Annotated in this window: 10 protein-coding genes and 1 pseudogene; 3 read left to right on the top strand and 8 right to left on the bottom strand. The window is 66.3% G+C overall.

What is annotated here, in order from left to right:
* Positions 1–38 precede the first annotated feature (38 nt).
* From EXE63_RS33145 to EXE63_RS27060, 4 genes and pseudogenes are all read right to left on the bottom strand, one after another.
* A pseudogene (locus EXE63_RS33145) lies at positions 39–790 on the bottom strand (beta-ketoacyl synthase N-terminal-like domain-containing protein).
* Positions 791–892: 102 nt separating this feature from the next.
* Positions 893–2,671, bottom strand: coding sequence for an NAD(P)/FAD-dependent oxidoreductase (locus EXE63_RS27070; RefSeq protein WP_168144489.1), 1,779 nt, complete (start codon positions 2,669–2,671; stop codon positions 893–895).
* Between the two features lie 68 nt (positions 2,672–2,739).
* Complete coding sequence (locus EXE63_RS27065) at positions 2,740–3,987, bottom strand: cation:proton antiporter domain-containing protein (RefSeq protein ID WP_168144488.1); 1,248 nt, start codon at positions 3,985–3,987, stop codon at positions 2,740–2,742.
* 46 nt (positions 3,988–4,033) lie between these two features.
* On the bottom strand, positions 4,034–4,792 hold the full coding sequence (locus tag EXE63_RS27060) for an SCO6745 family protein (RefSeq protein ID WP_168144487.1): 759 nt from the start codon (positions 4,790–4,792) through the stop codon (positions 4,034–4,036).
* A gap of 179 nt (positions 4,793–4,971) precedes the next feature.
* Between EXE63_RS27060 and EXE63_RS27055 the strand changes: the two genes are divergently transcribed.
* The gene (locus EXE63_RS27055; protein WP_168144486.1) at positions 4,972–6,582 is read left to right on the top strand and encodes an HNH endonuclease signature motif containing protein; all 1,611 of its coding nucleotides are present in this window, start codon (positions 4,972–4,974) and stop codon (positions 6,580–6,582) included.
* Between the two features lie 2 nt (positions 6,583–6,584).
* On the opposite strand, the gene EXE63_RS27050 is transcribed toward EXE63_RS27055, so the two are convergent.
* The 4 genes from EXE63_RS27050 to EXE63_RS27035 all read right to left on the bottom strand — a co-directional run bounded on the left by EXE63_RS27050 (position 6,585) and on the right by EXE63_RS27035 (position 10,014).
* Positions 6,585–6,980 (bottom strand): universal stress protein, encoded by a 396-nt coding sequence (locus EXE63_RS27050; protein WP_168144485.1) that lies wholly within the window; start codon positions 6,978–6,980, stop codon positions 6,585–6,587.
* Positions 6,977–8,518, bottom strand: a complete 1,542-nt coding sequence (locus EXE63_RS27045) for a tripartite tricarboxylate transporter permease (protein ID WP_168144484.1) — start codon at positions 8,516–8,518, stop codon at positions 6,977–6,979. Before EXE63_RS27045 ends, EXE63_RS27050 begins: the two co-directional genes overlap by 4 nt.
* Positions 8,519–8,965, bottom strand: a complete 447-nt coding sequence (locus EXE63_RS27040; RefSeq protein WP_234904656.1) for a tripartite tricarboxylate transporter TctB family protein — start codon at positions 8,963–8,965, stop codon at positions 8,519–8,521.
* A 65-nt stretch (positions 8,966–9,030) separates the two neighbouring features.
* Positions 9,031–10,014, bottom strand: coding sequence for a Bug family tripartite tricarboxylate transporter substrate binding protein (locus EXE63_RS27035; protein WP_168144482.1), 984 nt, complete (start codon positions 10,012–10,014; stop codon positions 9,031–9,033).
* Positions 10,015–10,081: 67 nt separating this feature from the next.
* Here EXE63_RS27035 and EXE63_RS27030 point away from each other — a divergent pair, with 67 nt between their 5' ends.
* Positions 10,082–11,752 (top strand): sensor histidine kinase, encoded by a 1,671-nt coding sequence (locus EXE63_RS27030; protein ID WP_168144481.1) that lies wholly within the window; start codon positions 10,082–10,084, stop codon positions 11,750–11,752.
* On the top strand, positions 11,745–12,413 hold the full coding sequence (locus EXE63_RS27025; protein ID WP_168144480.1) for a response regulator: 669 nt from the start codon (positions 11,745–11,747) through the stop codon (positions 12,411–12,413). Before EXE63_RS27030 ends, EXE63_RS27025 begins: the two co-directional genes overlap by 8 nt.
* Positions 12,414–12,416: the final 3 nt, after the last annotated feature.

Below are 12,416 nucleotides of genomic sequence, written 5' to 3'. Positions count from 1 at the left end.
CCTGCGCGAGCGATTTGATGATGACGACTGCGCCGCCCTCACCCCGTGCATACCCGTCCGCCGAATCGGAGAAGGGCCTTGCTCCGCCCCTCGGGGCTGAGGAATCCGCTTCTCGATTCGGCGATCGCGGTATTGGGACCGCCCATGATGTTCACACCGCCGGCGAGCGCCACTGCACACTCGCCATTCCAGATACTCTGCGCCGCAAGGTGCACGGCGACCAGCGAGCTCGAGCAGGCCGTATCGATCGTCATGCTCGGACCGCGGAAGTCGAACGCATGGGAGATGCGGTTCGCCAGCATGGTCATCATCATCCCGGTGGCCGAATGGGCCTTGAACCGGTAGCGACTGCTGCGGCCCTGGTTCTGCAGGAGTTGATAGTCCAGCGTGAAGCCGCCGATGAACACGCCGACGTCGGTACCAGCCAGCCGATCGGCGGGTATCCCCCCGTCTTCGAACGCCTCCCAGGTGGCCTCCAGCAGAAGGCGCTGCTGGGGTCCAGGGAATGGGCCTCGCGCGGCGAGATGCCGAAGAACTGGGGATCGAACTGATCGATCTCGGACAGGAACCCGCCCCGGCGTGTGACGACCTTGCCCATCTTCGCCGGGTTCGGGTCGTGGTAGCGCGCCGCATCCCACCGTGACGCAGGAACGTCACCGGTGGCATCGACCTCGTCGCACAGCAGCCGCCAGAAGGCCTGCGCCGAATCGGCACCGCCGGGGAATCGACATCCGATCCCGACTATCGCCAGCGGTTCACGGTCTATGGGCAGTGATTCGGTCACTGGCATCGGCACTTTCTCGTCGCGCTACACACTTCGCGAGGTATTCGTAGCCGCAGCGACAATGGATGGGATCCCGGACTGATGAATTTCGTGCGTCTGGCGTCGGGTTCAGTTCGGCTGCAGGACCGCCGATCCGGTGACGATCCAGTCAGCGCTGATCGGGGCGGTCTCCTGATCCCGGCGGTAGATTGCCCGCAATTCGCGTAGCAACGGATCGCGTTGCCAGGTCTGCACCTGGCGCACGGCCTCGTCGTCCTCGAACACCACGGCTTTTGCCGCCAGCACCGTCTCGACGAGCTGACCCGCAATCTGGTGTAGCAACCGAGCATTGGTGTCGAACTGAGCACCGAAATCCGGGCTGGGTTCCACCATCGCGGTGTGCAGCGACACCATGAAGTTCAGGGGCGCGTACAGGTCCAGGAAGGGCACCGTGGCCTTCTCGGCCTCGGGCCCACGGCCCTCCAACGCGGCCCATTCGCGGAAGAAGCGCTGAACCCGATTGCTCAGCGCGATGAGGCCTTCCAGTTGAGGCACGAACTCCGGGTCATCCGCGATGCGAACGAACCGATCATTCATATAGAGCAGGCCGATGAAACCCCAGTAGAAGGCGATGTCCCAGACGACCTTCGCCGACATCACCGCGGGCGTCCCCATCAGTACGTACTGGTCCTGATACACCGCGAGCCACATCTCGGTGAGTGACCGGAACAGTGTGTCGCTGACCTGTGCACGTGCCAGCACGTCTTCGCCGCCCAGGTCGCGGACGATCATGTCGGTGATCAGGCCGTTGCCGATCGCCACGAGGTCCAGACCGGACGAGTACAGCGGGTCGAGGAACACACCGGCGTCTCCGGTGAGGCACCAGCGGTCGGCACCGTCGAAGATCTTGGTGGCGCCGTGGCTGTACTTCTTCATCACCCGGAAGTCCCTGATCTGGTGCTCGTGCTCGGCCAGCACCGCAGCACACTGCGGTTCGTGTGCACGCAGCCACGCCATCGCCTTGGGCAACGTATTGAACCCGTCGAACGGATGCAGCGCAGGGTCGGCGACGATGCCGACGCTGGTGGCTCCGGAGCCCAGTCGGATCAGCCAGACCCAGTAGCCCTCCCCCATCAGATGGTTCGTCGACATGGCCCGGTTACCCTCGACAAGACGGCTGTGGAAGTCGGGGGCGTCGCTCCAGCCGTTGACGTCGATCTCGGTGGCCACCCGCAGCCATGCCGCGTTGCAGTGGTGCTCGTTGGGCTGTTTGAGGTTCAGTTGCCGCGGCAGCATCCGGTTCCGTCCGGACGCGTCGACCACCCACCGGGCCGTGGTGTCCATGCGTTCTTCATCGGCCTGGACAGACACCGTGTGCGACGTGCCGTCATGACCGAGGGCGACGGAGGCCACGCGACCACGCCGGATGGCGATACCCGCTGCCAGACAACGGGTGTGCAGCTCGTTCTCCAACCGCCCCCGATCTATCTGATAAGTGACCAGCGGAACGAACGACGAGCCGCCCAACTCCATTCGGGACGCGATATCGCTGTTGTGTTCGTGCGAGAAGAACATTCGCAGGCCCATCTTGCGAATGTGCGCCGCCTGCAGGTGCTCACCGAGGCCAAGGCGATCACGCAGATAGTGAGCGGACACCTCAACCGTCGATTCGCCGACGGTATGGGTGATCTCCGAGACCGGATGGGTGTTCGGCTCGATCAGCAGGATGCGCGTCTGTGGACGCGCCTGCCTGATTTCCAGCGCAAGCGCCATGGCCGCGATGCCGCCGCCGGCGATCGCCACATCGTGGTCGGTCGTTGGAGCATCGGCCGCGGGCAGCTGGCTTCTGATCTTGCGCGCGAGGGCCGCCCGGGCCTGCGCGTCGAGTCGCGAGAGTTGGGGCCGCATAAATTCAACATACCCACAATGGGCGGGGTTCAGCCGTGAAACGACAGGGGGCAGAACAGCAACCCGCGCTACACACTCTCGGCAACACGCTGGTGACGGCCGTACACCGCTTCGAAGATCGGTGACGTCATGAGGGTGGTCACCACCGCCACGATCACCAGGATGGTGAACAGGGTGGGGGTGATGATCCCGGCTTCGAGCCCGATGTTGAGGAGTATGAGCTCGATGAGTCCGCGCGCATTCATCAGCGCACCCAGCGCCACCGACTCGCGCATGGGCACCTTGCTCAGCCGCGCCGCCACCGCGCACGCCACGCCCTTCCCCACGACGGCGACGACGATGAGACCGAGAGTGACCGCCCACAGCGCCGGGGTGTTCACCAGCCCGATCTGCGTGTTCAGACCCGAATAGACGAAGAACAGCGGCAGCAGCAGCTTGGTGGTGAGTGGCTCCAGTTTGTCGGTGAGATTGGCGGCGAAGAATCCCGAGGGCATCGCCACGCCGAGCAGGAAGGCGCCGAAGATCGCGTAGATGCCGATGATGTCGGTGAACCATGCGCAGGCCATCAACAGGATCAGCACGGTACTGAGCATCGACGGCGAGACGCCCTGGTTCTCTTCGGTCATCCTGCCCAACGGACTCAGGCCGCGGCGACCGATGGTCAGCAGCACCAGGGTGTAGAGCAGACCGCCACCGATCGCGATGACGGCGAGCATCGGGCTGTTCCGGTGGATGGCCAGCACGGCCGCCAGGATGCACCATGAGATGGCATCTGCGGTCGCGCCGCACGCCAGCGCCAGGGTACCCAAAGAGGTTCCGGTCAGCTTCTTTTCGAAGATGATCCGGGCGAGCATGGGGAAGGCGGTGATCGCGATCGAGGCCCCGAGGAACATCATCGCCATCCCGAGGTTGACGCCGTCACCGAAGAATCCGCCGGCGCCCAGTAGCGGTATGGCCGCCAGCGCACCGACGAACAATGGTGCGACCGTGCCGGTGATGGACACTGCGGCGGCGGTTCCGGCCCGCTGCCGGACGTGATCGACGTCGAAGTTCAGCCCGATGATGAACATATAGAGCACCAGCCCGAGCTGCGCCGCGGTGTAGAGGACCAGGTTCGGCGTGCCGGTGGGGAACAGATGGCTCTGCAGATCGGGGGCCATCCGTCCCAGGAGCGAGGGACCCAGCACGACGCCGGCGATCATCTCGCCGACGACCTGCGGCTGCCCCACCCGTTGAGCGGCCAGTCCGGCCAGCTTGCATGCGGCGAGAATGACGGTGAGCTGAAGGAAGAAGTGGATCGCGATTTCCGCGGGCATGCGTCAGGTTAACCAGTCGGTCCGAATCGCCAGCGTGACGGACCGGTCAACGCGGGACGTTCGCCTTCAAGGTGGCCAGTGCCGCCGTGGTCAGGTCCGCCAACTCAGCCGCCTCGCCCAGATCCAGCGCGGCGCCAACCAGTTCGGCCATCCGGCGATTGGTGGCCTGCTCGATCTCGGCGTAGCGGTCCTTTTTGTCCGCGCCGTCGGGGAACGGCTCAGGCCAGCCGAACATGGCCGCGTACCGTGGGCCCTTGTTGAGCATGTGCGCCTCGATGGGAGTGATACCAGAGAGACTGAGCGCATTGAAGTGCAGTCCGGCCCGCAGCTCCCGCAACACGAACATCACCTGCAATGCGCGGGCGGGCGCGTCGTCGGCCAGCGGCATGGCCCGCCAGCCCGCGAACAACGGCGACGCCGCGGTCGGCGCCGTCGCAATGAGCTTCTCCCCCAGCGCTGCGATACGGTCCAGCCCGTCCGCACCGGCCAGATACGCGCGACCGAACTCGGCGGCCTGTTGCCAATACACTTGGGACGCACCGGCGGCGCCATGCACCGCGACACCTTCGTCCCACATGGCCGACAGGCCGGTGGGTTCGAAGACCGCGAACACCGCGCTGACGGTCGCACCGGTGACCTCGCCCAGCACGCCACCACGCCCGGCCACGTATCCGGCCAGCGGATTCTGATAGCCGGCGGCGACACTCTCGCCATATGTCTGGGGATGCAGCATGAAGACGGCCACCGCTTGTTCGATGGCGGCTCCCGCGGTGGCGGTGGCTTCGGTGAGATCCGGATTGCTCATGGACGAACCCTAGCGCCCGCCCGGAACACCGCGGTCGCGTCAGCAGGATGGTCATGAAATCGCCCGGCTGTCAGCGACTTTCGAGCGGCAGGCCAGTCTCAGTAATTTCTTTGGACCCATTGATCACACCGGTCACTTTTCTGGGCGGATTTGTCGGTGGTCGCACGTATGTTCGAGTCATGAACAGTGATGTGGCCGGCGGTCGGGAAGCGGTGCAACACGCACTGTCCGACCGCGCCGCGTCGGTCAAAGCGCTGCTGGACGCCGATTTCACGATGTTCGACACCGCCGAGTTGCTGGAACTGTTGTCCGAGCGTGAGCAGCAGGCCCGCGCCGATACCGCGGTCGATCACCGGATCCTAGCCGCCCTGATGGACCGGGCCACCCCGCATGAGATCGGCGGGAAAACCTGGACCGATGTGCTGGCCACCCGCGACCGCCTCAGCGCCACCGAAGCCGGACGGCGCATCACCGCGGCCCGCGACCTCGGGCCCCGGCACACCATGACCGGTGAGGTCCTGGAACCGGTGCTGGTGGCGTGCGCGGCCGCGTTGGCCGCCGGGATGATCACCAGCGGGCATATCGCCATCATCCGGACCACGCTGAACAAGGCCTCGGCTCGTCTGGACGCCACCGCGCGCGGGCAGCTGGAAGCCACGCTGGTCGACATCGCGACCACCAATACCCCCGAAACGTTGCAGAAGGCCGCCGATCACGCGCTGGCTCTGCTCAACCCTGACGGTGATGGCCCCGACCTGGCACCGCACCGGCGCGGGCTGAGCATCAGCGCCCAGGACGTCGACGGCATGGCCAAAGTGTCGGGTTGGGTGGATGCGGAGTTCGCCGCCTACCTACGCACCATCCTGGACGTCTGGGCACGCCCCGGGATCAACAACCCCGACGATGTTCAGCCCCAACAGAATCCGGACCCCAATCCGCTCGAGGATGACCCCGTTGAACCCGACACCGAACCCGACACCGAACCCGAGTTCGACTTCGAATCCGAGGTTGAGTGCGGGTTCGAGGGTGAGACAGAGACAGAAGCAGAGGTAGAGGCCGGATCGGCAGAGGCCGAATCGGAGGTTGAGACCGAGCCCGAGACCGAGACCGAGCCGGAGGTGCCCGGGGGCACCGAGTCGCCGCCCACGTGGGACCTCGACGAATTCCTGCGCGACCCCCGCACCCAGTCCCAACGCAACCACGACGCCCTCAAAGCCGTCCTACGCGACACCCTGATGTCCAAGAAGCTCGGCCAGCACAACGGCCTACCCGTCTCCGTGGTCGTCTCCACCACCCTCAAAGAACTCGAAGCCGCTGCCGGGATCGCGGTCACCGGAGCGGGCACCCTGATGCCCATGCGCGATCTGATCCGGCTGGCCGAACACGCCCACCACTACCTGATCGTCTACCGGCACCACACCGCCGAACCGCTCTACATGGGCCGCTCCAAACGCCTGGCCACCAAAGCCCAACGCCTGCTGCTCTACCACCGCGACCGCGGCTGCACCCGACCCGGCTGCACCCAAGCAGCATGTCGCTGCCAAGCCCACCACGCCAACCCCAGCTGGAACAACGGCGGACTCACCGACGCACCCGACCTCGGACTGGGCTGCGCACCGGACAACCTGCTCGCCGAACTGGGCTGGACCAACACCATCGACCCCGTCACCGGCCGCGTGCACTGGCACCCACCACCACTGATGAACACCGGCGGCGACACCCTCAACCACCACTTCCACCCCGAAGAACTCCTCCCACCACAAGCCGACGGAGAGGACGATGACCGATGAGGTCAGAACTCGGAAGGTTTAACCGCCAGAACGGGTTTCGGGCACTCCAGGATCAGCTTCTGCGCGACACTGCCCAGCAGCAGCTTGCCCACCGGACTGCGGTGCCGGATGCCGACAACGAGCAACTCGGCCTCCGGGCGGTCCATCGCCGTCAGCAGCTCCTCGACGGCGTCCACGCCTACCGGTTGGGCGAGCTCGAACGGAACCCCGCATTCGGCCAACCGGGCTTCCACATCGTGCACCTGGGTCGCATCGGCGAAACGCGAGTCGACATAGGACTCCCCCGAGGTCGAATTGATCACCAGCAGACTGGTGTTGCGCAGCTTCGCCTCTGCGATCCCGTGTTCGAGAGCCGCATGCCCGAACTGGTCGGCGGTGTATCCGATGACGATCGTCATGATTGGGACGCCTTCGCTTTCTGGTCCTTGTCGTCCTCGACAATCAACAGACTCTCCTCGCTGCGGTTGAACAGCCGCAGCACCAGCGGTGCGAGCAGCAGCAGTGCCATCAGCACATAGGTGACGACCGCGACCGGCTCGGTGAACAGGTTGCCCCAGTCGCCGCCGCCGAGCTGCAGGCTCTGCCGCAGTTGCCGTTCGATACGCGGCCCGAGAATCACCCCGATGATCAACGGCAGCACCGGGAGCCCGAACCGTCGCATCATCAGGCCCATCAATCCGAAGATCAACAGCAACAACAGATCCAGCGGCTGCAGGTTGACGGCGAACGCGCCGAGCGCGGCGAAGAACAGAATGCCCGCATACAGATACGGCCGCGGCGTGCGCAGCAGTTTGGCCCACAGCGGCGCCAGCGGCAGGTTCAGCGCCAGCAGCAGGAAGTTACCGATGAACAGGCTCGCGATCAGCGTCCAGATGAGCAGCGGTTCCTTGTCGAACAGCGTCGGACCGGGCTGGATACCGTAGGAAACGAACGCGGTCAGCATCACCGCCGCAGTCGCGTTGGTCGGCAGACCCAGCGACAGCATCGGCACCAGAGTGCCTGCGGCCGAGGCATTGTTGGCCGCTTCCGGCCCGGCGACACCCTCGATGGCACCCTTGCCGAACTGCTCGGGATGCTTGCTCAGCTTCTTCTCGGTGATGTAGCTCAGGAACGTCGGCAGCTCCGCGCCGCCGGCGGGCAGCGCACCGAACGGGAACCCGTAGGCGGTGCCACGCAGCCATGGCTTCCAGGACCGCTTCCAGTCCTCCTTGCCCATCCACGGCCGGCCAACCGGTATGACATCGGCCGGACGGCGCCGCAGATGCGCCGCAACCCACAGCGCCTCACCGAGCGCGAACACCGCCACCGCGATGACGACGATATCGATGCCGTCGGCCAGCAAGGGCAGACCGAAGGTGGCGCGCGGTTGTCCGGTCAGTGAGTCGATGCCGACGATGCCGATCGCAAGACCCAGCAGCAGCGAGATCACGCCGCGCATCTTGGAAGACCCCAGCACCGCGGTCACCGCGACGAGGGCGAACAGCATGATCGCCAGGTAGGACGGTGCCCCGAGGGTGACCGCGAACCGGGAGATCGCCGGCGCGAATGCGGCCAGCAGCGCCGTACCGATGGCGCCCGCCACGAAGGACCCGATGGCCGCGGTGGCCAGTGCCTGCGCGGCCCGGCCGGCCTTGGCCATCTTGTTGCCCTCTAGCGCGGTGATCACCGAGGACGATTCACCCGGCGTGTTCAGCAGGATCGAGGTGGTCGACCCGCCGTACATGCCGCCGTAGAAGATGCCGGCGAACATGATGAACGCTGCGCTCGGGCTGACGTTGTAGGTGATCGGCAGCAGCAGCGCCACCGTCATCGCCGGACCGATACCGGGCAGCACGCCGACCGCGGTGCCCAGCAACACGCCGATCACGGCATACAGCAGGTTCATCGGGGTGGCCGCCTCGGCGAACCCCTGCATGAGCCAGTCGAAGTTGTTCATCTACAGAATCCCATCCAAAATTCCTGCGGGCAGCGGGATTCCGAGCCCGGAGTAGAACGCGTAGAAACTGACCAGCGCCAGTACCACACCGATCGCGATATTGCGCACGTAATGCCTGCTGCCCAGCACGGTGGCGCACCCGGCGAAGAACAGCGCGCTCGTGATCGCCCACCCGAGCGGATTCACCAGGACGATGAGCATGACGAACAGGCCGACCAGCAGCCCGACGGTGCGCCAGTCACTGGGCATATCCGGGTCGATGTCCTCACCGGCATCGGCCTCACCCTTCAGACCACGCGGGATCGCGATGGCCAGGACGACGGACATCACCAGCAGCCCCGCGCCGATGACGATCGGAAAGAAGCGCGGCCCAACGGGATCCACCTCGGCGTATCCGCCCGGCATGGTGAGCGCGTCATAGAGCAGGAAGGCGCCGACGGCGACCATCACCGCACAGACGACGTACTGCGCGTAATCGGGCCGGGACTTCTCGGCCGTGTCCAATTCGGTACTCACACCAGCCCCAGATCCGTCAGCGTCGTCTCGACCCGTCGATCCTGCTCGTCGAGGAACTCCTCGAATGCGGTGCCGGTCATGAAGGCATCCGTCCAACCGTTCTTCACCAGCGCCTCCTTCCATGCGTCGGTTGCGTGCAGCTCTTCCAGGATCTTGACCATCGCCGCCCGGTCGTCCTCGGAAATCCCGGGCGGGGCCAGGACTCCGCGCCAGTTGGTGAAGGTCAGGTCGATGCCTGCCTCCTTGAGCGTCGGTGCATCGACACCTTCGACCCGCTCTTCCCCGGACACCGCGAGCACCCGCACCTGGCCGGCCTCGATCTGGTCGACGTATTCGCCCAGGCCTGACGTGCCGGCCGCGATCTTGTTGCCCAGCAGAGCAGTCAGCAGATCGCCGCCACCGTCATAGGAGATGAAGTTGACCTTGGTCGGGTCCAGGCCGACCGCCTTGGCGGTCTCCATCGGGAACAGGTGGTCCGGGCCGCCGGGGTTGGATCCCCCGCCGACGGTGACCTTGGCCGGATCGGCCTTCCACGCGTCGACGAAATCCTGCACCGTCTGGAACGGTGAGTCGGCGGGCACCAGGATGCCTTCCTGCTCCTCGACGACCTTGGCCAGCGCAGTGGCATCCGAGGCGCGCGCGGTCGAGCCGTTGGTGAAGACCGCGCCGACCACGCCGAGGCCCATCATCATCATCAGGTCGCCGTTGCCCCGCTCGTTCATCAGGCGCGCCATCGCGACGGTGCCACCGGCGCCGATCACGTTGAACACCTCGACGCGACCGGTGATCTCGTCGTCCTCCATGATCTTGACCGCGGTGCGCGCCGTGAGGTCGTAACCTCCACCGGGGCTGTTGGGCACCATCATGCGCAGGCGGTGCAGCCCGGTCTCCTCGCCGCGGGTGACTCCGCACGCGGAAAGTAGCAGCGCGGCGATCACGGCGATGACCACGCCTGTGGTCACCCGACCCCGTTTGAACATGTCGTCCCCAATCACTTGTTTGTGATGCTCAGCAATACTGGACCCAGTAGTGACTCAGGTCACTGATATGGACGCAAAGGAAGTAGTGGTCATTAAGAACACGAGCTGGAGCCGCAGCCTCGCCGGGCAGTTCCTGGTGTTTCAGCTGGTCGTCGTCGCGGTGGTGCTCGTTGCCGTCGCGGCGGTATCGGTGGCGCAGTCGACCAGCGAGTTCCGCGAGGTCCGCGGCCTGCGGATGATCGCCGTCGCCGAGAACATGGCCTCGACGCCGATCGTGCGCGACCGTTTCTCCGATCCGTTCGCCGAGAAGTACCTGGCCGCCGACGTCGACCGTGCGGTGGCGCTGTCGGGTGCGAGCGTCGCCGAGATCCTCGGCCCCGACGGCACGGTGCGGGCTTCTACGGACCCCTCCCGCATCGGAGTGCAGACCGATCTGGGTCCGAGCCGGGCCGACGAGGGCCGGGCGTGGTTCGGTGACGCCGACGTGGCGGGCGTGCACAGCCTCATCGGGCAGGTCCCGATCCTGTCCAGTGACGGCGAGGTGCTCGCGATCGCCTCGGTCAGCGAGGGCTATCCCTCGGTATGGCAGCTGTTCAGCGGCGCCGGCGAACGGCTGCTGGTCTATCTGGGTCTGGGTGCCGTGCTCGGGCTGGCGGCCTCCTGGTTGCTGTCGCGCCGCATCAAACGGCACACCCGCGGGTTGGAGGTCACCGAGATCGCCGGCCTGGCCGATCATCGGGAGGCCTTGCTGCACAGCATCCGTGAGGGGGTGGTGGCGGTGAACCCCGACGGGGTGATCACGGTGCTCAACGACAGCGCGCAGGAACTGCTGGAGATCGGCACCGACAGCGTCGGCCGACGCGCCGACGCCGTCGGCCTCGAGCAGGCGGTGGTGGACTTCCTGCTCTCCGGGGAAGGTGAGAACGATGTCGTGATCGCCACCCGCAGCCGGGTACTGGCGCTGAATCGGCGCGCGGCCAGCAGCCAGGGCCGGCGTATCGGTACCGTGACCACGATGCGTGACAGCACCGAACTGGCGGCCCTGCAGGCGCAGTTGTCCTCGCACCGCAGTGTCACCGACACCCTGCGGGCCCAGACCCATGAGTTCGCCAATCAGTTGCACACCATCTCCGGCCTGGTCCAGCTGGGCGAGTTCGACGCGGTGCACGATCTGGTGGGCACCCTGACGCGGCGCCGCGCCGAGCTCAACGATGCTGTCACCCAACGGGTTTCCGACCCTGCGGTGGCGGCCCTGCTGATCGCCAAGACATCGCTGGCCGCCGAGAGCGGGGTGACGCTGAGCCTGCACACCGACAGTCACCTGCGCGCGCTGCCGCCGGCGCTGGCCACCGATGCGATCACCGTGCTGGGCAATCTGATCGACAATGCCGTCGACGTCTCGATGGGCTCCGAGCGCGCCCAGGTGACCGTGCACGTCGATGACACCGACGGCCTGCTGATGGCGGTCACCGATTCCGGTCCGGGTGTGCCACCTGAACGTCGGGAACTGGTGTTCGCCCGCGGTGTCACCTCGAAATCCGAGGGTGCGGGTGGGCCCGCCGAGAAAAGAGGGATCGGGCTGGCCCTGGTGCGGCTGGTGACAGCCCAGCACGGCGGGCACGCCCGGATCGACGACGCGCCCGGCGGTGGTGCGTCGTTCGTGGTTCGGCTACCGGAGTCGGCGCTGGCGGCCGGGCGAGGGCAGCGCCGGGGAAGCAGCGAGTCAGCCCGTGCGTGATGTGCTGATCGTCGACGACGATTTCATGGTGGCCGAGATCCACCGCCGGTTCGTGCAGCGAATCGAGGGTTTCCAGCCGGTCGCGGTGGCCCGCAGCGGCACTGAGGCGCTCGCGGCGGCAGCGGCCCACCAGCCGCACCTGATCCTGCTGGATGTGTACCTGCCCGATATGACGGGCCTGGAGGTACTGCACAGGTTGCGCGCCGAAGGCGATCACGTCGGCGTCATCATGATCACCGCGGCCCGTGAGCTGGACACCGTCCGCGGCGCCCTGGACGGCGGTGCGGCCGACTATCTGATCAAACCCTTCGAGTTCGACCAGTTGCAGGCCAAGCTGACCGCCTTCGCCGCCCGGGCCGACGCGCTGGCCGCCGACGGCGGGGCGGACCAGTCGATGATCGACGCACTTTTCGGCGGCCCCGCGACGGCCGCCGCGCCCGAGGTCCTACCGAAGGGGCTCGGCGCCGAGACCGGGCGCCTGGTGCTCGACGCGGTACGTGCGGCCGACGAGGTCTCGGCCGCCGAATGTGCCGATCTGGTCGGGATCTCCCGGGTCAGCGCCCGCCGCTACCTGGAGCACTATCTGGCCGCCGGCGCGCTGGAACTCCGTCTGCAGTACGGCGTGGGCCGGCCGGAGCGCCGCTACCGCACCGCGGGTTGAGGC

The sequence above is a fragment of the Mycolicibacterium frederiksbergense genome (assembly GCF_012223425.1).
GTDB classification, from domain to species: domain Bacteria; phylum Actinomycetota; class Actinomycetes; order Mycobacteriales; family Mycobacteriaceae; genus Mycobacterium; species Mycobacterium frederiksbergense.
This window is presented reverse-complemented; position numbering and strand designations above follow the sequence as displayed.

Excerpts from the sequence above, each read along its gene's own strand:
- EXE63_RS27070 (WP_168144489.1), bottom strand. The coding sequence starts at position 2,671 with ATGCGGCCCCAACTCTCGCGACTCGACGCGCAGGCCCGGGCGGCCCTC.
- EXE63_RS27065 (WP_168144488.1), bottom strand. The coding sequence starts at position 3,987 with ATGCCCGCGGAAATCGCGATCCACTTCTTCCTTCAGCTCACCGTCATT.
- EXE63_RS27060 (WP_168144487.1), bottom strand. The coding sequence starts at position 4,792 with ATGAGCAATCCGGATCTCACCGAAGCCACCGCCACCGCGGGAGCCGCC.
- EXE63_RS27055 (WP_168144486.1), top strand. The coding sequence starts at position 4,972 with ATGAACAGTGATGTGGCCGGCGGTCGGGAAGCGGTGCAACACGCACTG.
- EXE63_RS27050 (WP_168144485.1), bottom strand. The coding sequence starts at position 6,980 with ATGACGATCGTCATCGGATACACCGCCGACCAGTTCGGGCATGCGGCT.
- EXE63_RS27045 (WP_168144484.1), bottom strand. The coding sequence starts at position 8,518 with ATGAACAACTTCGACTGGCTCATGCAGGGGTTCGCCGAGGCGGCCACC.
- EXE63_RS27040 (WP_234904656.1), bottom strand. The coding sequence starts at position 8,965 with ATGGTCGCCGTCGGCGCCTTCCTGCTCTATGACGCGCTCACCATGCCG.
- EXE63_RS27035 (WP_168144482.1), bottom strand. The coding sequence starts at position 10,014 with ATGTTCAAACGGGGTCGGGTGACCACAGGCGTGGTCATCGCCGTGATC.
- EXE63_RS27030 (WP_168144481.1), top strand. The coding sequence starts at position 10,082 with ATGGACGCAAAGGAAGTAGTGGTCATTAAGAACACGAGCTGGAGCCGC.